The following is a 22,813-nucleotide window of genomic DNA, read 5'->3' as shown; positions in this document are numbered from 1 at the left end:
GGTGTCCCCCAGTAGAGCTGATGCGCTGCGAACGGAAGGATCGAGGTATGAACTCGCAAACCCCCACCCCTGATGACGGCCACCCAACGGAGCCCCTCCCTGAACGGGACAATGCACATCCCACCGAGCCCCTGCCGCCAACCTCCCCGGCGTCCCCGTCCCCGCAGCCGCAGGAACCGGCGCCGGAAGGTGCCAGCGCACCGAGCAGCGGTTCCGCCACAGGATCCAGCAGCGAATCCAGCCAGGACACCCCCGGCGGGGCGTACACCGGCCCGTCCGCCAGTTCCTACTCCGCGCCGAACACCGGCAGCTACGCCTACGCCGGAATGCCCGGCCAGCAGGCCGACTTCTTCGGCTGGGTCCGCAGCCACGGCATCAGCCGCGGCCAGGACCGCTGGATCGGCGGCGTATCCAGCGGTGTTGCCCACCGCATGGGAATCGACCCGCTGATCATCCGCGGCCTCTTCATCGTCCTCACCCTCTTCGCCGGCATCGGCGTCCTCCTCTACGGCCTCGCGTGGGCGTTCCTTCCGGAGCCCGACGGCCGGATCCACGTCCAGGAAGCAGGAGCCGGCCACTGGAGCAGCGGCATGACCGGTTCCCTGATCGCCACAATCCTCGGCTTCAGCGGGCTGGGCGGCGGCTTCTGGGGCTGGGGCAACCACGGCTTCGGCGCCTTCCTCTGGACCATCTTCTGGGTAGGCGGGGCCATCTACCTGATCTACTACCTGGTCCAGCGGAACAAGGCCGCAACCGGGACCCCGGCAGCCGCAGCAGCGGCAGGCACCAACGCCTACGCTTCGGGTACCGCCACAGCAACAACTCCTCCCTACTCCGACGTCGCAGGCACCGGTCCCTTCACCGGAAGCCCCTACGGCGGCACCTCCACCGGAACCCCGTCCGGCAGCGGCTATGACGGCAGCGGGTACGGGAGTGGCGCCTATGGAGGCAGCGGATCCGGCGGCGGCTGGGATAACGGACGGTCCGGCGGCGCCCGGCCGCCCCAAGGTCCCCCACCGGCACGCAGGGTCCGTCCCGCAGGCCCGGGTGCTCCCGCCGTCGCGATCATTGCCGGCAGCGCCCTGCTGGCAGGCGCAGGACTCAAAGCGCTGGATGTCACCAACATCATCAGCCTCGGCGACTCCGCCAATGCCATCGCCTGGGCAAGCGCGGCAGCCGTCCTGGGCCTGGGGATCCTTGCCATGGGCCTGAGAGGCAGGACGTCCGGCATCCTCTCGTTCTTCGCGGTGGCAGCGCTGATCATCGGCGGCATCTTCAACGTGGTGGGCAACAACGGCGACCGCGTCCGCTTCCAGGAAGTCAACTGGACACCCACCACCACGCAGCAGGCGAGCGACGGGCTGAACATCACGGCTGGCCGGGGCACCGTGGACCTTACCGGGCTGGCCCTGGGCGCCCCGCTCCAATCAGAGGTCCTGGTCCCGCTCGATATCACGGCCAGCAACGTCACAGTGGTCATTCCGGACACTGTGCCCGTGGACATCAAGGCCGACATGACCCTCGGCAACCTGAACGAGGGCGGAAGCCAGCGCAGCGGCATCTCCACGCGGCAGAGCAGCTACAACACCGACAAGCCCGGCAGCCACCTGGTGATCCAGATTGACGGCACGGTCAGCAACATCACCATCAAGGAAGGCAACTAAGATGAGCAGCCAAACTCCGGCCCCGGACCCCTACGTTCCGGACCCGTACCTCCCGGGAAGCACGACGGCGGCAGGCACCTCTGCTGCCCCTCCGTCCGGGGCGAGGGTGGGCACCGTGGTGTGGGGCCTGATCGTCCTGGCCCTCGCCGCACTGATCATCATCGCCCAACTGGGAATCGTCACCCTGAACGGGACCTACGTCCTGATCGGCCTGATGATTGGGGCCGGCGCGGCCCTGGTGGTGGGCGGACTCCTTTCCGCCCGGAAACGTGACAACAGCCCCACAACACGGAAGTCTTGAACCATGGACAAGTTTTTCAGCATCGTCAGGGGCCTTGGCCTGAAGCGCGGACCGGAACGCTGGCTTGGCGGCGTGCTGGGAGGAATCGCAGCCAAGGTCAACGTGGACGTGGCGTTCGTCCGGATTGCATTCCTGATCTTCTGCCTGCTCCCCGGGCCGGCCGTCATCTTCTACCTCCTGGCCTGGGTTGTCCTGCCGGACCAGCGCAACGTCATCCCGCTCCAGACCTTCCTCGAGGGGCGGTCCATCAACCGCCCCTGAGCACGCTGGCACGAAAGCTCCCGCTCCATTCCTGGAGCGGGAGCCTTCGCGCGTCCCCGTGACTGCTTCAGCCGGGCCAATGTAACCGGTTTGTGTCGTACCCCACACCCGCCACTAGACTCTATGTGAGCTCAGCGTGGCGCTCTGCCTGTATACCTTCTCCCCAGGATTTGAGCCAGAGACATGAAAATTGGAATTCTCACCAGCGGTGGCGACTGCCCCGGGCTGAACGCCGTGATCCGCGGAGCCGTCCTCAAGGGCATTGCCATCCATGGTCACGAATTCGTGGGTTTCCTTGACGGCTGGCGCGGCGTCGTCGAGGGCGACATCATCGATATCCCCCGCACCATGGTCCGCGGCATCGCCAAGCAGGGCGGCACCATTTTGGGTACGTCCCGCACCAACCCCTTCGAAAACGGTGGCGGCCCCGAGGTCATCAAGGCCCACATGGACCGCCTAGGCATCGATGCGATCATCGCGATCGGCGGGGAGGGAACCCTGGCCGCGGCCAAGCGCCTCACGGACGCCGGGCTGAAGATTGTGGGTGTTCCCAAGACCGTGGACAACGACCTCGACGCCACCGACTACACCTTCGGCTTCGACACCGCTGTGCAGATCGCCACCGAAGCCATCGACCGGCTCCGGACCACCGGCGAATCGCACCACCGCTGCATGATCGCCGAAGTGATGGGCCGCCACGTGGGCTGGATCGCGCTGCACGCCGGCATGGCAGCCGGCGCGCACGCCATCCTGATCCCGGAGCAGAAGGTCAGCATCGAGCAGATCACCGAATGGGTGAATGAGGCCCACGCCCGCGGCCGCGCGCCGCTGGTAGTGGTCGCTGAGGGCTTCGTGCCCGAGCACATGGAAACCCCGCACTCCGAACGCGGCTTGGACACCTTCGGCCGGCCCCGCCTGGGCGGCATCGCAGACCAGCTCGCCCCGGAACTCGAAGCCCGCACCGGCATCGAAACCCGCGCCACCATCCTGGGCCACATCCAGCGCGGCGGCGTGCCGTCAGCCTTCGACCGGGTCCTGGCCACCCGCCTGGGCATGGCCGCCATCGACTCCGTGGTGGAAGGCTACTGGGGCACCATGGTGGCGCTGAAGGGCACGGACATCGAGCACGTGGCCTTCCAAGAAAGCCCTGGGCCAGCTCAAGACCGTGCCGCAGAAGCGATACGACGAAGCCGCCGTCCTCTTCGGCTGAGGTGTCCTGTTCGGCTGCGCCGGCCGCCCGCCCTAGGCTGGGGTTATGACACTTGACCCCGGTTCTGCCGCCATCATCCAGCTTGCGTGGGCCCGGCGCCTGGGACTGGACGACGACGCTTTCGGTACTGCCCTGGCCTCCGGGGAGCGGATTGTCCGTGCCGACGAATCAGCCCGCACCGTGGAGTTCGTGCGGCTCTTTGGCAGTTCAGCGCTGGTGGGTCCGCAGTGGGTCATTGACGCCGCTGCGGACATTCGGGACGAGGAGATGGCCCAGCACGTCACCCTCCTGACGCTGACCCGGTCGCACGGCGGCCACGGGCTCGGCGCCGCGGCGTTGTTCTTCGCGGACGACCTGCCGCTCAAGCAGCCCCCGGAAGAGATGACCGTCTCGCACGGCAACCCGGAAGCCATCGAACTGGAGGGCCGCTGCCCGCCGGATGACGTCAACGAGGTGGGCCTTTCAGACCTCGAGAACCGCTACACCATCGTCCACGAGGTGGAGGGCCGGCGCGTGCCCCTGGCCTGCGGTGCCTACTCTGAATGGGTGGGACTGCTGGCCCACCTTGGCGTGCTGGTGGACCCCGAATGGCGCCGCCGCGGACTGGGCTCGCTCGCCGTGTCCATCGCGGCCCACGAAGCCTTGGCGGCAGGGCTCACGCTGCAGTGGCGCACCGACGTCAGCAACACCGGATCCCTGGCACTGGCCCGGAAGCTCGGCCTGTCAGCCGGCGGAATCCAGACCAGCGTCCACCTTGGCTGAGGGGGCGCCCCAGTGCTGGACCGGCTGGGGTTTGGCAAAGAACAATGCCACGGCGGCGCCCACCAGGATCACTGCGGCGGGCAGCAGGATGGACTGTCCCATCGCCGTCGCGAATCCGCTGTGGAGAGCCTCCGGCAGGCTCCCCGAGAAGCCCATGCCCTCGCCGGCACCCGCCGCCCGGTCCGCCCGAAGGAAGCTCGGCAGCCAGCCGGGACTGGATCAGCACGGCGATGGCAGCGCTGCCCAGCACCGCGCCGATCTGGCGCGTGGTGTTGTAGACCCCTGAGCCGGCGCCGGCCTGCCGCGGCGGAAGGTTGCGCGTGGCGGTGGTGCTGAGCGGCGCCCAGATGCCCGCGTTCGCGAATCCCAGGACAGCACTGGGCAGCAGGAACATCAGGATCGGGGTGTCCGGCTGCATCAGGGCCGAGTTCCAGACCAGCGACACAGCCATCAGGGTCAGGCCGCCAGCGGCAAGATACTTGGGATTGACGCGGTCCACGATCTTCCCCACGACGGGCGCCATGCCGCCGGAGATCAGTGCCATGGGCACCATCAAGAGGGCCGACTGGGTGGGTGTCAGGCCGCGGACCAGCTGATAGTAGAAAATCAGCGGCAGGGTGAAGGCAGTCACCGTGAAGCCCACCAAGGTGATTCCGAGGTTGGCGAGGGAGAAGTTCCGGTCCCGGAAAAGGCCCAGCGGCAACAGCGGTTCGCCCTTGTTGAAGCGCTGCCACAGGACAAACAGGACCAGGACGGCGGTTCCCGCGATGATCAGGCCCCACACGGTGACAGGCCCGGTGATGGTGCCCCAGTTGTACGTCTCGCCTTCCTGGATGCCGAACACCAGCAGGAAGAGTCCGACGGCGCTGAGCAGGACGCCGGGGATGTCGAACCGGTGCGGGTGGGTGCTGAGGACGGGAACATTGCGCCAGGCGAGGATAAAGCCCACAACGCCGACCGGGACGTTGATGAAGAAGATCCATTCCCAGCCCAGGCCGTCCACCAGGACGCCGCCCAGGATAGGCCCGACAAGGGTGGCCATGCCGGCGGTTGCTCCCCATATGGACATTGCCGCCCCGCGGCGGTCCGGCGGGAAGATCCGCGTGATGACGGCCATGGTCTGGGGAGTCATGATCGCCGCGCCAAGCCCCTGCAGCACCCGCGCCGCGATGAGGGTCTCCACGTTGGCGGAAAAACCGCACCACAGCGAGGCCAGCGTAAACACCACCAGGCCGAGCAGATAAAGCTTCCTGGGCCCGAAACGGTCGCCCAGCCTGCCGGTGATCAGCAGCGGCACCGCGTATGCCAACAGGTAGGCGCTGGTCACCCAGATCACCGAGTTGATGTCCGCGCCCAGGCTCTCCATGATCCGCGGGTTTGCCACGGACACGATGGTGCTGTCGATCAGGATCATAAAGAACCCGATCACCAGCGACCAAAGGGCAGGCCACTGCTTTGCTACGTTTTCCACTGGGTCATCTTTCGTCAGGTTGTTGCTGCCGGGCGGGACCCGGAGGTGACTAGCCCAGGAGATCCAGGATCTCTGTCCGGGCGAACATTTGGGCGGCGGCGCGGGCCGACGGCGATCCTGCGTCCGGGTCTGCTCCGGCGTCCAGCAGGACGCGGGCAACCTCGGTGTAGCCCTTGAAGGCGGCTCCCGCCAGCGGGGTCTGGCCCCGGTCGTTGGCGGTGTCCGCCTCGGCGCCGTGTTTCAGGATCAGCTGAACAGTGTCTGCGTGGCCGTGGTAGGCGGCCAGCATCAGCAGGGAATCACCCGCCGCATTCGTCAAAGTGGCGGGAGCGCCGGCGTCGAGATAGGCACGCAGCAGCGCGGAGTCCCCCTCCCTGGCCGCCTGGAAGAGCGTGTGCGCCAAAGCCAGGGCGTCGTCGTCGGGCGCTCCAGCGGCTTCGGGCGGGTCGGACGGTGCAGCGGTGTTGTCAGTCATCAGCGTGGCCCCTTGAGGAATCCGGTCTGGCGCCCCACTACCTGGCCGGCGTCCGGGGCAACAATGAGTTCCTGGGCGGCAGTGTACGGCTCGTCCCCGTCCAGGACCGTCAGTATTTCATCCGCCGCCACGGAACGCTTTATGACCGCCAGGGCAACCGGGCCCATCTCGTAATGCTGGGCCACGGAGGTCACCGTTCCCACCTTCCGCTCCCCCACCAGCACAGGGCTGCCGGCCTGGGGCAGGGTGTGCTGTGATCCGTCCAACTGCAGGAAGACGAGCCGCCGCGGCGGGTGCCCCAGGTTGTGGACGCGGGCGATGGTTTCCTGGCCCTTGTAGCAGCCCTTGGCCAGGTGGACGGCCGTGCGGAGGAGGTCCAGTTCGTGCGGGATGGTCTTGTCGTCCGTTTCCGCGCCGATCCGGGGACGCCAGGCAGCCAGGCGCAGCGCTTCGGCGGCGAGGACCCCGGCCAGCGGTCGTCCTTCCACGGCTTCCTCCAGCTCAGCAGCGGGAATCAGGTACTCGAACCACGGGCGCTCGAACCCGGGATGGTCAGCCGACGGAACAGTGGCGTAGGAGTAGCCGCCGGGCCCGACATTGGGCCAGGGGTCCTGCCAGACGAGCCGTTGCGCCCACTCGGGAATGGCCCTGGTGCTCCCCACCACGGCCCAGCCGGCCGAGACGTCGGCGATCTCCACCCGCAGCATGAACTTCATCCTGTTCAGGAACTCCGCCAGCGGGGCAGCTTCGACGGCCTCCACGATCAGCCAGGTGGTCCCGCCGTCGTCAACCACCCTGGCTTCGAAATCGATCCTGCCCTGCACGCTGAGGAGGAGCAGCTCGCTGGACTCCCCCGCCTGCAGGCCGGTGACCTGCTGGGAGGACAGCGTGTTGAGCCAGCTGAGGCGGTCCGGCCCGGTGACCGTCACCACGCCGCGGTGGGAGAGGTCGACGACGGCGGTTCCGGCTGCGAGGGCGCGCTGCTCGCGCAGCGGCTCGCCGTAGTGGGCTGCGACGCCGGCGTCCGCGCCGGCCGCCTCAACGGCTCCGGGGCGCGACAACAGAGGGCTGGGAGTAGTCATACTGGGGGCAACGTCCTTTGGTCATGGAGTATTCCGGGTTTCGACGGGCTCACTGAGCCAGGGGCCCACGACCGCCGGGTTCCCTGGCCGAGCTTGCGAGGTCAGGGAGCGGTTGGGGAGCGGTATTCCGGATTTTCAAAATCGAAGCGGGTTCCGGCAGCCCACTCCTTGGGGAGGTTGCCGTACGCCGGATAGCCGCCGGCGTCTTTGAGGGTCCGGGCAAGGTGCAGGAGGTTCCAGGTCATGAAGGTGGCGTTCCGGTTGGTGAAGTCGGTTTCGGGACCGCCGGAACCTTCATCCAGGTAGCTTGGACCGGGACCCACGGGCCCGATCCAGCCCGCATCTGCCTGCGGCGGAATGCTGAAGCCGATGTGCTGCAGGCTGTACAGGAGGTTCATGGCGCAGTGCTTGATGCCGTCCTCGTTGCCGGTGATCAGGCAGCCGCCCACCTTGGGGTAGAACGCCCATTGCCCCTTGCTGTTGAGTTCGCCGGAATGGGCGTAGAGGCGTTCGATGAGCTTTTTGGTCTGGGAGGAGTTGTCGCCCAGCCAGATGGGCCCGGCCACCACCAGGATGTCCGCTTCCTGCACCGCCGGGTACAGCTCCGGCCATTCGTCCGTGGGCCAGCCGTACTGCGTCATGTCCGGGTAAACCCCGCTGGCAATATCGTGGTCCACGGTGCGGATCACCCGGGTGCTGACACCCTGCTTTTCCATGATGCGCCGGCTGATCGTGATCAGCCCCTCCGTGTTGGACGTCTGGGGCGACCGCTTCAGGGTCCCGTTGAAGAAGACAGCCTTCAGGTCGCTGTAGTCCTGCGCGTTTCCGGCGGCTTGTGCGGTCTGAGGATCTTCCATGCGGGTGCCCCTCTTTCGTTCCTCCGGACCTGTTGGGGTCAGGAAACTTTTTTGAGGAAAGCAGACGCGTGGGCTTCCAGCCCCTTGCCTTCCTTACCGCCAACGGCCACATCCCAGCGCCAGAGCAGGTTCCCGTCCACCAGGCCGAAGATCCGGGTGGCAGCACTATAGTCCTTGGAGTGGCTCCCGCGCATCACCATGTCCGTGGTGAGCTGGATCTGCGGGCCCTTGATTTGCCCGTAGTACAGCTCCGAAATGCCCCCCGGGTGGGAGATGGACACGGAGATATCAAAGCCGCCCTCGCTGTTGCGCAGGGCTTCCACTTCGTCCGCGCTCTTCAGCACGGGAACTATGTCTGCCGGAATCAGGCCGGGGCCGCCGTCGGCATCCAGCTGTTTGCGCTCCAGTGCCCAGAAGCCGGTCTCGACCGTCAGCGGCCGCAGGCGCGTGCCATCGTCGTCGGTCAACCAGCTCTCCGCACGGTACTGCAGGTACGGCAGCCCGTTGTGTGTGAAGGACACGTGCTGCAGGAAGTGCTCGGAGTCCTCGTCCCCGCTGCCCAGCCGGCCGCGGCCCTCCCACTCACCAATGAGCCAGGAAAGCGGGACAAGTTCTGGAGTCAGGTCTGTGGGAATCTCAATCGGCACAGCAATTACCTCGGAAAACGGCTAGCTCCGGAAAGGGTCTACTTCTGGCCTTTGAAGAGGCGGTAGACCACAAAGCCGGCGAACCAGGCCATGGACAGGCTGGCGATGCCGAGCAGGACAAGGAAGAAAATTTCAAAAGCAAGTACGGACATGATGCCATCCTAACTGTTAGTAGATGAGTAGTTTGTCTATGAAGTAGGCCAGCGAACCCACTGCCGAGACAGGCGCCAGCCCCATGCTAAGGGCAGCGGGGACATTTAGCGGAGCCCCCCGGAGCGTTACAAGGCGGCGGAAGCTCACCAGCACTGCGCCCACCACCACACCAAAGATCGCGGCGGGGAGCACGGCGATGTCGGAGAGAACCAGCCCGGCGAGCGGCCCGGCAAGTCCGGCCAGGACAATTCCCAGGGGCGCCACGATACTGTCGGGCCAGCGGATCAGTCCCGCCAGCAGGGCAACCGCCGCGCTGACGGCTGCCACGAGCAGCATCTCGCGGACGCCGTTGAACCTGGCGCCGGCGATCCATCCGGCCCCCAGGCAAGACAGCAACACACCCACTGAACAGCCGAGCGTGGACTCCAGGCGCTGGGCCTGCCCGGTGCCGCGGATGAGCTGGACCACAAAAACGGCCATGATCCCCAGCGCGATGAAGGGCGGCGTCCAGTCCAGGAACCCGGGAGCCGGGGCGTATGCGGCGGCGAGGGCTGATCCGGCGCCGGCCAGGCCGATCACCGCGGCGAGGGTCTTTTTGGCGGGAATCCTGAGGAAGTGCGGCCAGCCGATGCCGACTCCGGCGGCGATGAGCACGGCCACGGCCACCAGGGCCTCGCGGGACCCATACACCCCGGCGATGATCGCTGCCAGTCCGGCAATGCCCGCCACACCGATGGTCCACGAGCCCACGGAACGCACGGGTGCCTGAAATTCGGCCGTCATTCGGATCCCGGCCGGGGCTTAGTCTGTGCACTCACTGCGCTGCATCCCATCCTGCGTTGACGTTGGAAGGCGGCGCGCGCCCTCAGTGCCAGGGCATCCGGCCCTGCCCCAATCCTGCCTTATGTGAACCGGTTATGTCGCAAAACGTACATTCACCGGGGGCTAATCCATGGCTCCCGCGGACCCGGCGGGTATACTCAAGGCTCAGCTAAGTTCCCTGCTGGGGTGGCCGGATCGTTGCTGTTCGCAGCGGCCCAAAACCGGGGCAGGGAGCCAGTACCGGCCGGTGAGAATCCGGTTCAGTCGCTCAACGATGCGCGGACGGCCCTTGGAGGAACAATGTCGCACATCCTGTTATTGACGAACAGCACCGGTTCTTCGGTGGACATTCTGCCTGCCTTGGAATTGCTGAACCACCGGGTGCACATCCTCCCCGCCGAGCCAACGGCCCTGCTGGAGACTGATCCGTGCGACATCGTGCTGCTCGATGCACGCAAGGACCTGGTGGGTGCCCGGTCCCTCACCCAGCTTCTCAAAGCCACCGGCCTGAGCGCCCCGCTGGTGCTCATCCTGACGGAAGGCGGCATGGCCGCCGTTTCCTCCGCCTGGGCCGTTGACGACATTGTTCTCGAATCAGCCGGGCCCGCCGAGGTGGAGGCCCGCATCCGGCTCTCCGTCGCCAGGGCCGTCCCCGAGCAGGAGGGACACCCCGTCCGAGATCCGGGCTGCCGGCGTCGTTATCGACGAAGCAAGTTATACCGCACGGGTGAACGGTGCGCCCCTGAACCTCACATTCAAGGAATTCGAGCTCCTGAAGTACCTGGCGCAGCACCCCGGCCGGGTGTTCACCCGCCAGCAGCTGCTCACCGAGGTGTGGGGCTACGACTACTACGGCGGCACGCGCACGGTGGACGTCCACGTTCGGCGCCTGCGGGCCAAGCTGGGCGCAGACCACGAAAACCTCATCAGCACTGTCCGCAACGTCGGCTACCGGCTCACCCTGGTCCGGCAGCAGGAAGACGAGCTGACCGAAGCCTGAGCCGCTTCGCCGCGACCGGTATCCGGACGATCCCGTATAGCCTTGCGTCATGACTCCAGCGCACCCTCAGAAGTGGCCCGTCCAGGTATTCCAGGGCGGGGTTGACCAGCAACTCCTCAAAGACTGCCGCAACCTCCTGGCAGCGGCGGAAGAGTCGGACGGCAACCCGTCCATCTCGGAACAGACCCTCATCAGCATGCGGGCCGGGGACTCCTCCGAGCATAAGCTGCTGACCCTGGCACTGTACGCCCCGGACGAGGACTCGGATCCTTCCTCCGGCCAGGACCTGGCCGGGTTCGCCGCCGTGGTGGAACAGCCGGACGGTACCGGCGTGGTGGAGATCGCGGTTCATCCCAGCTACCGCAACCAGGGCGTCGCGGACCGCCTGGTGGGCGCCCTCCAGGACCGGCGCGGGTTCAGCGGATTGAACGCTTGGTCCCACGGCAACCATGAAGCGGCCGCTGACCTTGCCGCCCGTTACGGCTACGTGCCGGTGCGCGAACTATGGAAAATGCGGCTGACGACGGCGGCGGCGGACCTTCCCGACGTCGTCCTTCCGGACGGCGTGAGCATCCGCGCGTTTGTGCCGGGTCAGGATGAGGACGCCTGGCTGGCGGCCAACCGCGCCGCCTTCGCGCACCACCCCGAACAGGGCAGCCTCACCCGGGCGGACCTTGACGCGCGCATGGCCGAATCCTGGTTCGATCCGGCGGGCTTCCTCTTGGCTGTTGACGGGGACGGCCGGCTGCTGGGTTACCACTGGACCAAGGTCCACCCCCGGCACGGCGCCCACCCCGCCATCGGGGAGATCTACGTAGTGGGGGTGACGCCGGAAGCCCAGGGATCAGGTTTGGGCAAGGCCCTCACCGTGGCGGGCATCAAACACCTGCAGGCCCTCGGGCTGCACGCCGTCATGCTGTACGTCGACGCCGACAACGCACCGGCGGTGGCCCTGTACCGCCGGCTGGGCTTCAGCCGCTGGGACATGGACGTGATGTACGGTCCGGCGGCGGGTTAGTCCAATCGCCTGACGCATGCCGGTCCGGGGCACTGAATCAAGGACCTTCCCGCAATGAATGCTTGTAAGGTTGAAACAGAACCGCGCCGGCCGGAAACGGCAGCATCAAGCGCCAGGTAAAGGAGATGCCATGAACCCGGAACCTTCCGGAGCAGCCACGTCCCAAGAGGCGCCAGTCCCGGTGCGTGCGCGCTTCGGCTCCTCGGAGGTACCGGCGTCGCGGGCCACGCAGGACCGGATCGACATCCCCGACTTTGCGCCCAACCTGGAACCGGATGGGGATATCCGGCCGGACCGTTTCCTGGACCGTGAATTGAGCTGGCTCAGCTTCAACTCCCGGGTCCTGGAACTGGCCGAGGACCCTACCCTGCACCTGCTGGAGCGCGTCAGCTTCCTCTCCATCTTCGCGTCCAACCTGGACGAGTTCTTTATGGTCCGCGTGGCCGGCCTGAAACGGCGCATCGCCACGGGGCTCGCTGTCCCCTCCCCCGCCGGCCTGAGCCCGGTGGAAGTGCTGGAAAAGATCGGCGAGGAGGCGCACCGGCTCCAGCAGCGACACGCCCAGGTCTTCGCGGACCAGATCCGCCCGGCTCTGGCCTATGAGCACATTCACCTCATGCACTGGAATGAACTCGATGACGCGGCAAAGCAGCAGCTCAGCCAGATGTTCGCCGAAAAGGTGTTCCCCATCCTGACGCCCCTGGCTGTGGACCCGGCGCACCCCTTCCCCTACATTTCAGGGCTTTCGCTGAACCTGGCCGTGGTGGTCCGGAACCCGGTGAGCGACAAAGAGCTCTTCGCCCGCGTGAAGGTGCCGGACCAGCTGCCGCGGCTCATCTCCATCGACGGCCCGCGTGCCGGTGCTGTGGCCGGCCGGGTGGCCCGCTTCATCGCGCTTGAGGAAGTTATTGCCGTCCACCTGGACAGGCTGTTCGCCGGCATGGAGGTCCTGGAGCACCACACCTTCCGTGTTACCCGGAATGAGGACGTGGAGGTTGAGGAGGACGACGCCGAAAACCTCCTGCAGGCGCTGGAAAAGGAACTCCTGCGCCGGCGCTTCGGCCCACCCGTCCGGCTTGAGGTCACCAACGACATCAACCCCAACATCCGGGCGCTGCTGATCCGCGAACTGGGTGTTGAGGAATCCGAGGTCTACTCGGTCCCCGCACCGCTGGACCTCCGCGGCCTGTCGGTCATCGCCGGCATCGACCGGGCGGACCTGCACTACCCCAAGCACGTCCCGCACACCTCCCGGTACCTCAACGAGTCCGAGACGTCCAAGGCAGCCAACGTTTTCGCGGCCATGCGCCGCCGGGACATCCTGCTCCACCACCCGTACGATTCGTTCTCCACGTCCGTCCAGGCGTTTCTGGAGCAGGCGGCAGCGGACCCCAAGGTGCAGGCCATCAAGCAGACCCTGTACCGCACCTCGGGCGATTCCCCCATCGTGGACGCCCTGATCGATGCCGCCGAGGCCGGCAAGCAGGTCCTCGCCCTGGTGGAGATCAAGGCCCGCTTTGATGAGCAGGCCAACATCTCCTGGGCCCGCAAGCTGGAGCAGGCGGGCGTGCACGTGGTGTACGGCATCGTGGGCCTGAAAACGCACTGCAAGCTCTCGCTGGTGGTGCGCCAGGAAGTGGACGGGCTGCGCCGGTACTGCCATATCGGCACCGGCAACTACCACCCCCGGACGGCCCGCTACTACGAGGACCTCGGCCTCCTGACGGCCAATGACCAGGTGGGCGAGGACCTGTCCAAGCTGTTCAACCAGCTCTCCGGGTATGCGCCCAAGTCGACCTTCAAGCGTCTTTTGGTCGCTCCGCGCTCCGTGCGCTCAGGGCTGATTGACCGGATCGAGACCGAGATCCGCAATGCCCGGGCCGGGCTCCCCGGCCGCGTCCAGATCAAGGTCAACTCGATGGTGGATGAAGCCATCATCGACTCGCTGTACCGGGCATCGCAGGCCGGCGTTAAGGTGGATGTGGTGGTGCGCGGCATCTGCTCGCTGCGCCCGGGCGTTCCGGGGCTCAGCGACCACATCACCGTCCGCTCCGTCCTGGGCAGGTTCCTGGAGCACTCCCGCGTGTTTGCCTTCGCCAACGGCGGGGACCCGGTGGTCTACATTGGCTCGGCGGACATGATGCACCCGCAACCTGGACCGCCGGGTGGAGGCCCTGGTCCAGCTGGCCAGTCCCGACGACATCCAGTATGTCCTTGACCTGATGAAACGGTACATGGCGCCCGAAACCGCGAGCTGGCACCTGGATAACGAAGGCAAGTGGACGCGCCATCATCTGGGCGACGACGGCAGGCCCCTTGAGGATGTCCAGTCCTTCCTGCTGGCATCGCGGCCACGGCAACGCAGCCTGAGCCGACGGTAAGGGCCGCGGTTTTGTCGAGCGACGCACTCGTAGCAGACCAGACAGACCACCCAGGCGAACCGGTAGCCGTCACGGCTGCCGGCGCCCTGCCGTGGCGCCTCAACAAGGATCAGCTTGAAGTCCTGTTGATCCACCGGCCCCGCTACGACGACTGGTCCTGGCCCAAGGGAAAGATTGACGCCGGTGAGACCATTCCTGAGTGCGCCATCCGCGAAGTGCGCGAGGAGATCGGGCTGTCCGCCTCACTGGGCATACCGCTGCCCCCCATCCACTACCACGTGGCTTCCGGCCTGAAGGTGGTCTACTACTGGGCCGTCAGGGTCAACGGCGACAAGCTCGTGCCCGACGGCAAGGAGGTGGACAGTGTGATGTGGTGCGCCCCCGATAAGGCTGCCCGCCTGCTGTCCAACCCGTCCGACGTCGCCCCGCTCGAGTACTTGCAGGACGCCCATGAGCGCGGCGGGCTGAACACCTGGCCCCTCATAGTGCTCCGTCACGCGAAAGCGAAGCCCCGCTCGTCCTGGTCCAAGGCGGAGGGGGAACGCCCGCTCGCTGCCACTGGAAACCGCCAGGCGAAGGCTGTGGGCCGGCTGCTCCAGGCGTGGAAGCCGCCCCGGGTGGTCACCAGCCCGTGGCTCCGGTGCGTGGCCACCGTTGCCCCCTACGCCAAGGCGGCCGGGGCCAAAGTGAAACTGGCGGAAGCGCTGACCGAACACCGGCATGAGCGGAACCCGAAGAAAACGGCGGCAGTCGTCGAAGCCCTGTTTGATAAGCAGCGGCCGGTAGTTGTCTGCACCCACCGCCCCGCGCTGCCCACTGTGTTCGGGCAGTTGACCAAACACATGCCGCAGTCCTTGGCCGCACTCCTTCCGGCGCAGGAACCATACCTGTCCCCGGGCGAGATCGTGGTATGCCACGTGGCCCCCGGCACCGGCAGCAGGATCGTGGCAGTGGAGCAGTTCAAGCCTTTCGACGACTGACCTGTGGCGCGGCTACGCTTTGAATCAATCAAAGTAGACTGGTAGCCGTGAGCATCCCCACGCCTTATGAAGACCTCCTGCGCGATGTCCTGGCTTCCGGCACGCACAAATCGGACCGTACCGGGACCGGAACCACCAGCGTTTTCGGGCGCCAACTGCGCTTTGACCTCTCGAAAAGCTTCCCGCTGATCACCACCAAGCGGGTGCACTTCAAGTCCGTGGCAGTGGAACTCCTGTGGTTCCTGCGCGGTGAAACCAACGTGAAATGGATGCAGGACCAGGGCGTTACCATCTGGAATGAATGGGCAGACGCTGACGGGGACCTCGGCCCTGTCTACGGTGTCCAGTGGCGCAGCTGGCCCACGCCGGACGGCGGCCACATCGACCAGATCGCGGAGCTGATGGAGAACCTGAAGTCCAACCCGGATTCCCGGCGGCACATCGTGTCGGCGTGGAATGTATCGGAACTCCACGACATGGCTCTGCCCCCGTGCCACGCGTTTTTCCAGTTCTATGTGGCGGACGGCAAACTCTCCTGCCAGCTGTACCAGCGCTCCGCGGACATGTTCCTGGGCGTGCCGTTCAATATCGCCTCCTACGCACTGCTCACCTGCATGGTGGCACAGCAGGTGGGGCTGGAGCCGGGCGAATTCGTCTGGACCGGCGGAGACGTCCACATCTACGAGAACCACATGGACCAGGTCCTCAAGCAGCTGGACCGGGAACCGTACGCGTATCCCCAACTGAAGATCACCCGTAAGCCGGCCTCCATCTTCGATTACACGCTGGAGGACTTCGAAGTGGTGGGCTACCAGCACCACCCCACGATCAAGGCCCCGATCGCGGTATGAGCACGGAGAACTCCACCGATCCGCAGTCCTTCACGGAAGAGCTGGCCGCGTCGGTGACCGGCGTGGGCCTGGTGTGGGCGCAGACGCCCGACGGGGTCATCGGCAAGGACGGCGATATGCCCTGGCATCTGCCCGAGGACCTGAAGCACTTCAACCGGCTGACCATGGGCCATCCCGTGGTCATGGGCCGCAAGACGTGGCTGTCCTTTCCGGACAAGTTCCGTCCCCTTCCGGGCCGCACCAACATTGTGGTCACCCGGCAGAAAAGCTGGGCGGATACGCCGGAGGCGGAGGGCGCCGTCGTGGTTCCTTCCCTTGATGACGCCCTGCTTGAGTCGCAGTTCGTCGACGGCGGCGCAACCGTCTGGATTCTGGGCGGCGGCGAGATTTTCCGCCAGTCCACCGAACTTGCGAACGTCGCGGTGGTCACCACCATTGATGTTGATGCCGACGGCGACACTTTCGCCCCCGAGCTTGGCACCGGGTGGGAGGCTTCTGCCTCCGTCCCGCCGGACGGTTGGCTGACAGCTGCCAACGGCACACGCTACAGATTCACCAAATGGTCACGGACTGAGGGCTAGGCTAGGAATGTTGAAGAAACCGGAAACCCTCTTTGTGCTGGGCTACATGCTGCTCCCCCTGCTGGCGCTGCTGTCCGCCATCGTGGGGTTCACCATGATCCTGGGCGGCAACAAGATCGCCGGGGCCATCGTGCTGGTGGTGGTGACGCAGGTGTTCGCCTTCGGTGCCTTCTTCGCGCTGCGGGCGCGTAAGGCTGCCGTACTCGAGCAGTCTGACCGCGGATAGCTGCTTCGGCAGCGCATGGGGAGGACGCCCCATGGCGGGCGTCGGCGGCCGTAGCTAGGCTGGTGCCTGCATCTTGAGGCGCAGCCGTTTGAACATTTGGGGGAATACCTGGTGGCAGGGAATTTGTGGTGGGGCCGACGTCGCCGAACTCCGGACGCTGGCGCAGCAGTTCGGGAAGGCGTCCGATACTTTGCTCCAGCAGTCGGCGCTGTTGAACAACCAGATCAACAACAATCCATCCTGGAAGGGCCAGGATGCTGTTGTGTTCCGGTCCGAGTGGAACGGCAGCCACCGGGCCATGCTCCAGCAGGCTGCCTTCGCGCTCAAGCAGGAGTCGAAGAAGCTGCTGGAGAACGCGAACCAGCAGGAGGAGGCCAGCAGCAACGCTGCGTTGGGTGGCTCCGGCGGTACCGTTCCTGTGGGCCCGGGTTCCCCAGGGCCTGGGGGGTCCGCTGCCCCATCTCCTGCAAATACTTTGGGGCCTGACTGGCTGGCCAAGGGTTCGCCGTTCCGGGACGGATGGGGCCTGCGCAGCCAGGTCAAAGCAGGTTTGGATTTGCCGAGAAACGTCTTTGGGCTGGCCGTCCTGGGACACCAGGGAGCACAGGTCCTTGCGGACGCCAGAGCGTGGAAGATGCTCCCCGCACGAAGCATCACCTACAACCTGTTGGACTCAGGTTCCGACCTTCTGGGTGCGAAAAACCTGTTCAAGTACATCCCTCCACTCAGCAATTACAGGGGCTTCTTTGAAGAGGCGCCCTTGTTGTTCAAAGGGCAGGGCCCTGTCTTGGAGGCCCTGGGCAAGGGCGGCCTCGGCCGGGGGGTGGGGTGGCTGGGCGTTGGGCTGAGCGGTCTCGACACTGCGAGGTACGTGGCGGAAGGCAAAACCGGCGACGCTGCGTGGTCGGCTGTAAAGACCGGCTTGGGCGTGGCCTGCTTCCTCCCGCCTCCTGCGGGAACGGTCTGCCAAGTGGCAAGCGCGGGCATCGCGATCTACGAGATACCCGCAGTTAAGACGTTCGTGAACGGAGCGGTAAAGGATGCTGGTGAAATCGTTGCCAAGAAGGCTGTTGAAAGCGCAGCGTTTGTCACGGAAACCGGAAAGAACCTGGCCGACATGGGCAAGGGCGCAGCTAAATTCCTCGGAATCGGTTAGCTCAAAATCTAAGGAGCTCGAAGGATGACCCCCATAGTGCAAGAGGAAACGGCTACGGATACAGCCGTTGGTTTCGGCTTTGCCGAGATTGCCTACATGCTTAGATTGTTTGGAACGGCTCCCGCTAAGAAGTCGGCTGAAGTCCTTCGCCTCGAAGCCGAAGTAGACGCCGAGCGCCTCTGCGCGGCCGGCGCTTCCTCGCTGATCGGGCGAGGCTTCGCCACCATCGGTGAAGACCTCGAACTTCAAGGACCCGCTGTTGCCGTTGCTTATGCGCTGGCAAAAGCGAACCGCTGGACGGAAATCACCCTCATCACCCCTGAATTCACCGACACGGTGGTCCACGTTGAGTCAGACAGGGTCGCCCTTCTGCTTCAGCCGAGAACTCTCGAGTCATGGTTTGTGTTCGCCCAGGACCCGGCTGTCTCCGGCGCGGAGGCCGAATTGTCCATTGTTGAAGAACACGTCCGCAACCATCAGGAGGGGACCGCCTTAATCCGCGGGCGCATGATCGGCGGCGAAACCCACTTGCTTATTAGGCCCGACAACGGCGGCTGGGCGATTGGCAAAGTCCTTGATCCCACCCAGGACGTCGTTGAGACGATGGGCCTGGACAGCCAGGACCTCTTGGGCCGGATCAGGACTACCCGCGGTGAAGCGGCATGAGTGAGCCGAAAAACCAGGCCCAACATGGCCGCAGGAAAGGCTACTACGCCCGTCAGGTGGAGGCCGAGGCAGCACGCCAGGGTCTTACCGTTGAGGAATACGGAGTCTACAAGGGAGACGTCGGCAGCGCCGTCAAGCCGATTAGCTCAGCTGGCGGCTTACTATTCATTAGCATTCTCATAACAGTGATCATGGCCGTTGCAGCCACCCTCATCGTCAAGTTGTTTGTGGATGGCACAGAGGAACCCAATTGGGGCCAAATCGTGTTTGCTGCTGCCTTCGGCCTTTGGATTGTTCCAACCACTTGGACCTACTACTTCAAGGAGCGCAAGGCAGTACGCCTCCGGAAGGCAGCCGGAAAAACACTTCGACCTCCTACCCGCCGCTCAAGCCAGACGGACTGGTAGCAACTAGTTAGGGAGTGGTTCTCATGGAAACTGGGCAGGCTGCAGGAAGACTGGTCGTCGATCGCCCATACTTTTACGCAACCGGCATGGAGCGCACTGTCCACGCCTATACGAAGGACGAATGGGGCATTGGCGGCTCACAGCCGACCGGCAACTACTCGGTCCACACAGCCACAGGCTTGGTCATCGTGACGATCCTTATGACCGTGCCGGCGCTAGGCGCACCGTTCATGCTGATCATCGGTGCGATCAGCCTCAACGTGATTTTCGCCCTCTTCGGGCTGGTGGCTACAGTTCTCTTCACCGGCGGATGGCTCTTGGCCATCAATAATCTTCGCCGCGAGTGGCGGGCTTCGAGGCAGCGCAAGGCCAGGGGGCTGCCGAAGCCCCGATTCGCGCTGACCGATGACCAGGCCCGCACCTGGTTTGAAGCGAACCCATCAGCTATCGCCATCGCGCGGAAGAATTTTCCCGACAGCACGCGCCCCTTCCCGGGCGAAGACCCGTACGATGCCGCACCCGGGTTCTGACCCATGCAAGAAATAACGGGCAGCAACCCGGGCAGCGGCTCGAACCCGGACGACCAGGTCCGCGCCTCCCACGAGCAGGCGCTGGCGCGCGGTGAAAAACGAATCCTCTACCGCACAGTCGACGGCAGGCTCCACAGTTACGCCAAGGACGAGCTGGGAGTGGTCACGGCCAGTTCCCACCCCCAGGTGCGGTCTGCCGCCGGCTTCCTGGCGATGGCTGTCTTCTTCGCTGCCGTGGCAGTCTTCTCCATCCTGTTGGTCGTCGGGCCCACCGGCCAAGGCCAGGATCCGATGTGGAACGGGCTGTTCCTGACGGCCGCCGGGCTGGGAGGCGTCCTGTACGCCGTGCGGATGGCGGGAGTGGCAGCCAGGGCAAAACGCTTGCGCGCGGAGCGAGAAATCCCCGAACCCACCGCCCGCCAGTTCGACAGGTAGGCTTCCAACGTGGTGGATTTGAACCGAGACCGGGAGCGGCACAACGACGCCGTATACGCCGAGCACAAGGCGGCGATCGCCCGGGGTGAAAAGCGTGTGCTGCGTAAGACTGAAACTGGCGAGCTGCACAGCTATCCTGCAGACGAGATCGGCCTTTCGCCCGGCCGCGGCCAAGTACAAGTCCGATCCTGGTGGGGCATGGGAATCCTCACCACCGTGATGAGCCTTTTGGTCATTCTTTCTCTGGTAATGCTGCTAGCGCCCACGGGCCGCGGCGAGCCGCCCTTTTGGGGCGCATTGTTCCTCACCGCTCTCGGAGGTTTTGGAGCCTCTTATACCTTCGGCATGGCGAGGGACGAGTACCGGGCCAAAAAGTTGCGGCAGGAGCGGCAGGCACCGGAGCCGGGCGCAGGTCATGTCTCGCAGTAACCCCTCGACCAAGCCGCCGTCGTCACCTCTGCGCCCAGGCGTGACGTAACCGACTGCGCCGTACCGGTTCCGAAGTCTAAACTGTACGAATGACTACAGCAGCTACCCCTTCCGTCGGCCTGGTCGGATGGCGCGGCATGGTCGGTTCCGTCCTCATGCAGCGCATGCAGGACGAGGGCGACTTCGCCAACATCAACCCGGTGTTCTTCTCCACCTCCAACGCGGGAGGTGCTGCGCCTTCCTTTGCTGACGGCGCCGGCAAGCTCGAAAACGCGTTCGACGTCGACACGCTGGCTAAGCTGCCCATTATCGTCACCGCCCAGGGCGGCGACTACACCAAGCAGGTCCACGGCGAACTGCGCAGTCGCGGCTGGGACGGCCTCTGGATCGACGCCGCCTCAACCCTGCGGATGAACGACGATTCCATCATCGTCCTGGACCCCATCAACCGCGACGTCATCGACAAGGGCCTGATCAACGGCACCAAGGACTTCATCGGCGGCAACTGCACCGTCTCCTGCATGCTGATGGGCCTGGGCGGGCTGTTCAAGAACAACCTGGTGGAGTGGGGCACCTCCATGACGTACCAGGCTGCCTCCGGCGGCGGCGCCCGGCACATGCGTGAACTCCTCAGCCAGTTCGGCACCCTCAACGCCGAGGTCAGCACCGAACTGGAAGATCCCGCATCCGCAATCCTGGACATCGACCGCAAGGTCCTGGCCCACCAGCGCACCGAAATCGACGCCACCCAGTTCGGCGTTCCCCTGGCCGGCTCCCTGATCCCCTGGATCGACGCGGACCTGGGCAACGGACAGTCCAAGGAAGAATGGAAGGCCGGGGTGGAGACCAACAAGATCCTGGGCACCTCCAGTGAGAACCGGGTGATCATGGACGGCCTGTGCGTCCGGATCGGTGCCATGCGCTCACACTCCCAGGCACTCACCCTCAAGCTCCGTGAGGACCTGTCCGTTGCCGAGATCGAGAAGCTGCTCGACGAGGACAACCAATGGGCCAAGGTAGTGCCCAACAACAAAGAAGCGTCCATGGCAGAGCTGACCCCGGTGGCAGCCTCCGGAACGCTGGACATCCCCGTGGGCCGCATCCGCAAGATGGAGATGGGCCCGCAATACATCAGCGCCTTCACCGTGGGCGACCAGCTCCTCTGGGGCGCCGCCGAGCCGCTGCGCCGCATGCTCAACATCGCCACCGGGAACCTGTAACCCGGATTCTTCACAACTGCGGCCCTGAGCCGTTTGGACGGTGCTTCCCGGCACCGCTCAAGCTGGGCAGGGCCGCTGCTGTGTTCAGGAGACCAGGAACGCCTCGTAGCGTTGGGCGGCGCGGGTGAAGGCAGCCAGCGCCGTAACCCCGAGGGGCTTGCTCTCATCAAAGAGTTCAGGCACGACGGCGGCACTCGCTCTGGTGCCTGCGCGGGCCCACGTGCCGATCACTTCTCCGCCGGCAACCACAGTCTTCTTGAACACGCCGTTGCCGCCGGGGACGATCTTGTTGAAATACTCAGGTTTCAGGACGAGGCTCCGGTCCGTATAGCCCAGCACGAATTCGTCGAAGCCGGGCAGCAGGAGGACGGAGCGCTGGCCGGGCACACCGCGGTCGAGCAAAGACGCCGTCTCCGGGGACAGCCAGTAGCTGGTCCCCTCAAACTCAAGCTCCACCAGCTGGTCTTTGACGTCCTCGAAGGCGGCCCGGACCTCGGTCAGCGGAATCTGCGTCCACCAGGCGAAGTCCCGCACGGTGGCCGGCCCGTGGCTCCGGAAATAGCGCAACGCGAACTCGGCGATCGCCTCCTGCCGCTCAAGCCGGCGCGGGACCGGGATCCAGCTTTCGAAGTCCACCAGCAGCTGCTGGTTTCCCGCCATGGGCCCCTGCACCAACCAGCCGTGCCGGCATAAAGTCCCCAGGATGTGGATGCCCCGCTGGCCCAGGGTGGGCTGCCCGGCAGCGTCGAAAATCTGGAAGAGCTCCGCGCGGCTGACGGAACCGCCGCCGGCCACCCGTTCCAGCGCCAGGTCCCGGCATTTCCCGATGTCTGCCCACGCGATGCCCAGTTCGCGGTGCCGGGCCGCGACGCCCTTGGTAAGCCGTTCTGCGGTGAGGTCGAGCATCCAGTGCAGGTCCTCGGGCGCCACCAGGTGCAACGTTCCGCGCATCGGCCAGGAGCGGACTACCGCACCGGAATCAAGGGCGGAACGGACATCGGCCAGACCCGCGCCGGGAACCCTGACGCCCACGGCCCACATGGCCGCCTGCAGATCCTGGGCCTGCATCGCCGTCATCCAGCGGACAGTTTCAGCTACGGAAGCAGCATTCTGCGGATGCCGTGGAACAGTGTGGAGCGGGAGCAGCCGTTGGGACGCCAGCCGAAGCCTGCCCAGTGTTCGACGGTCAAGACGCTTCCCCACCTTTGCAGCCATGGCCCCATCCTAT

The 22,813-nt window shown here is 65.4% G+C and carries 22 protein-coding genes and 4 pseudogenes; 19 read left to right on the top strand and 7 right to left on the bottom strand.

Annotation, left to right across the window (positions count from 1 at the left end; genetic code table 11):
- Positions 1-47 precede the first annotated feature (47 nt).
- The 5 genes and pseudogenes from QF047_RS05110 to QF047_RS05090 all read left to right on the top strand — a co-directional run bounded on the left by QF047_RS05110 (position 48) and on the right by QF047_RS05090 (position 4,198).
- Complete coding sequence (locus tag QF047_RS05110) at positions 48-1,664, top strand: PspC domain-containing protein (protein ID WP_307274608.1); 1,617 nt, start codon at positions 48-50, stop codon at positions 1,662-1,664.
- Between the two features lies 1 nt (position 1,665).
- Positions 1,666-1,965, top strand: a complete 300-nt coding sequence (locus QF047_RS05105) for a hypothetical protein (RefSeq protein WP_307274606.1) — start codon at positions 1,666-1,668, stop codon at positions 1,963-1,965.
- Positions 1,966-1,968: 3 nt separating this feature from the next.
- Positions 1,969-2,226 (top strand): PspC domain-containing protein, encoded by a 258-nt coding sequence (locus QF047_RS05100; protein WP_307274603.1) that lies wholly within the window; start codon positions 1,969-1,971, stop codon positions 2,224-2,226.
- A gap of 183 nt (positions 2,227-2,409) precedes the next feature.
- Positions 2,410-3,436, top strand: a pseudogene (locus QF047_RS05095) (ATP-dependent 6-phosphofructokinase).
- Positions 3,437-3,481: 45 nt separating this feature from the next.
- Positions 3,482-4,198 (top strand): GNAT family N-acetyltransferase, encoded by a 717-nt coding sequence (locus QF047_RS05090; protein ID WP_306634876.1) that lies wholly within the window; start codon positions 3,482-3,484, stop codon positions 4,196-4,198.
- On the opposite strand, the pseudogene QF047_RS05085 reads toward QF047_RS05090, so the two are convergent.
- The 6 genes and pseudogenes from QF047_RS05085 to QF047_RS05060 form a co-directional block, all read right to left on the bottom strand.
- Positions 4,160-5,669: pseudogene (locus tag QF047_RS05085) on the bottom strand (DHA2 family efflux MFS transporter permease subunit). The gene QF047_RS05090 and the pseudogene QF047_RS05085 overlap by 39 nt on opposite strands.
- 49 nt (positions 5,670-5,718) lie before the next feature.
- Positions 5,719-6,144, bottom strand: a complete 426-nt coding sequence (locus QF047_RS05080; RefSeq protein WP_307274601.1) for an ankyrin repeat domain-containing protein — start codon at positions 6,142-6,144, stop codon at positions 5,719-5,721.
- A complete protein-coding gene (locus QF047_RS05075; protein WP_307274599.1) occupies positions 6,144-7,226 on the bottom strand; it encodes a folate-binding protein YgfZ in 1,083 nt (360 codons plus the stop codon). The genes QF047_RS05080 and QF047_RS05075 overlap by 1 nt, the downstream gene beginning before the upstream one ends.
- 101 nt (positions 7,227-7,327) lie before the next feature.
- Entirely contained in the window at positions 7,328-8,083 is a 756-nt protein-coding gene (locus QF047_RS05070; RefSeq protein ID WP_307274597.1) for a flavodoxin family protein, read from the bottom strand.
- Positions 8,084-8,121: 38 nt separating this feature from the next.
- Positions 8,122-8,730 (bottom strand): FABP family protein, encoded by a 609-nt coding sequence (locus QF047_RS05065; protein ID WP_306634885.1) that lies wholly within the window; start codon positions 8,728-8,730, stop codon positions 8,122-8,124.
- A 168-nt stretch (positions 8,731-8,898) separates the two neighbouring features.
- Positions 8,899-9,666 carry a permease gene (locus QF047_RS05060; RefSeq protein WP_307274593.1) on the bottom strand — a complete coding sequence of 256 codons (768 nt, stop codon included), beginning with the start codon at positions 9,664-9,666 and terminating at the stop codon, positions 8,899-8,901.
- 339 nt (positions 9,667-10,005) lie between these two features.
- On the opposite strand from QF047_RS05060, the pseudogene QF047_RS05055 reads away from it, so the two are divergent.
- From QF047_RS05055 to asd, 14 genes and pseudogenes are all read left to right on the top strand, one after another.
- A pseudogene (locus QF047_RS05055) lies at positions 10,006-10,705 on the top strand (winged-helix domain-containing protein).
- A 49-nt stretch (positions 10,706-10,754) separates the two neighbouring features.
- Positions 10,755-11,723: a mycothiol synthase gene (gene mshD, locus QF047_RS05050; protein ID WP_307274591.1), complete on the top strand. Its 969-nt coding sequence runs from the start codon at positions 10,755-10,757 to the stop codon at positions 11,721-11,723.
- A gap of 130 nt (positions 11,724-11,853) precedes the next feature.
- Positions 11,854-14,104 (top strand): annotated as a pseudogene (locus QF047_RS05045) (RNA degradosome polyphosphate kinase).
- Between the two features lie 11 nt (positions 14,105-14,115).
- Positions 14,116-15,084: an NUDIX hydrolase gene (locus tag QF047_RS05040; protein WP_307274589.1), complete on the top strand. Its 969-nt coding sequence runs from the start codon at positions 14,116-14,118 to the stop codon at positions 15,082-15,084.
- Between the two features lie 47 nt (positions 15,085-15,131).
- Positions 15,132-15,935, top strand: coding sequence for a thymidylate synthase (locus QF047_RS05035; RefSeq protein WP_307274587.1), 804 nt, complete (start codon positions 15,132-15,134; stop codon positions 15,933-15,935).
- Positions 15,932-16,516, top strand: coding sequence for a dihydrofolate reductase (locus tag QF047_RS05030; protein WP_307274586.1), 585 nt, complete (start codon positions 15,932-15,934; stop codon positions 16,514-16,516). Before QF047_RS05035 ends, QF047_RS05030 begins: the two co-directional genes overlap by 4 nt.
- 7 nt (positions 16,517-16,523) lie before the next feature.
- Entirely contained in the window at positions 16,524-16,742 is a 219-nt protein-coding gene (locus QF047_RS05025) for an NF038396 family protein (protein ID WP_306634900.1), read from the top strand.
- A gap of 88 nt (positions 16,743-16,830) precedes the next feature.
- A complete protein-coding gene (locus QF047_RS05020; RefSeq protein ID WP_307274583.1) occupies positions 16,831-17,898 on the top strand; it encodes a WXG100 family type VII secretion target in 1,068 nt (355 codons plus the stop codon).
- A gap of 24 nt (positions 17,899-17,922) precedes the next feature.
- Complete coding sequence (locus QF047_RS05015; protein ID WP_307274582.1) at positions 17,923-18,564, top strand: hypothetical protein; 642 nt, start codon at positions 17,923-17,925, stop codon at positions 18,562-18,564.
- The gene (locus QF047_RS05010; RefSeq protein WP_307274580.1) at positions 18,561-18,971 is read left to right on the top strand and encodes a hypothetical protein; all 411 of its coding nucleotides are present in this window, start codon (positions 18,561-18,563) and stop codon (positions 18,969-18,971) included. The genes QF047_RS05015 and QF047_RS05010 overlap by 4 nt, the downstream gene beginning before the upstream one ends.
- A gap of 86 nt (positions 18,972-19,057) precedes the next feature.
- Positions 19,058-19,501: a hypothetical protein gene (locus tag QF047_RS05005; protein ID WP_307274578.1), complete on the top strand. Its 444-nt coding sequence runs from the start codon at positions 19,058-19,060 to the stop codon at positions 19,499-19,501.
- Positions 19,502-19,504: 3 nt separating this feature from the next.
- Positions 19,505-19,936 (top strand): hypothetical protein, encoded by a 432-nt coding sequence (locus tag QF047_RS05000; RefSeq protein WP_306634910.1) that lies wholly within the window; start codon positions 19,505-19,507, stop codon positions 19,934-19,936.
- A 9-nt stretch (positions 19,937-19,945) separates the two neighbouring features.
- Positions 19,946-20,365 carry a hypothetical protein gene (locus QF047_RS04995; protein WP_307274576.1) on the top strand — a complete coding sequence of 140 codons (420 nt, stop codon included), beginning with the start codon at positions 19,946-19,948 and terminating at the stop codon, positions 20,363-20,365.
- An 89-nt stretch (positions 20,366-20,454) separates the two neighbouring features.
- The gene (gene asd / locus QF047_RS04990) at positions 20,455-21,585 is read left to right on the top strand and encodes an aspartate-semialdehyde dehydrogenase (RefSeq protein ID WP_307274574.1); all 1,131 of its coding nucleotides are present in this window, start codon (positions 20,455-20,457) and stop codon (positions 21,583-21,585) included.
- Positions 21,586-21,669: 84 nt separating this feature from the next.
- Here asd and QF047_RS04985 read toward each other — a convergent pair whose 3' ends face one another.
- Positions 21,670-22,800, bottom strand: a complete 1,131-nt coding sequence (locus tag QF047_RS04985; RefSeq protein WP_307274572.1) for a winged helix DNA-binding domain-containing protein — start codon at positions 22,798-22,800, stop codon at positions 21,670-21,672.
- Positions 22,801-22,813 lie beyond the last annotated feature (13 nt).

This window comes from Arthrobacter sp. W4I7 (assembly GCF_030816215.1).
GTDB classification, from domain to species: domain Bacteria; phylum Actinomycetota; class Actinomycetes; order Actinomycetales; family Micrococcaceae; genus Arthrobacter; species Arthrobacter siccitolerans_A.
Note: the sequence above shows the minus strand (reverse complement) of the source record. Positions and strands in the feature narration are given on the sequence as shown.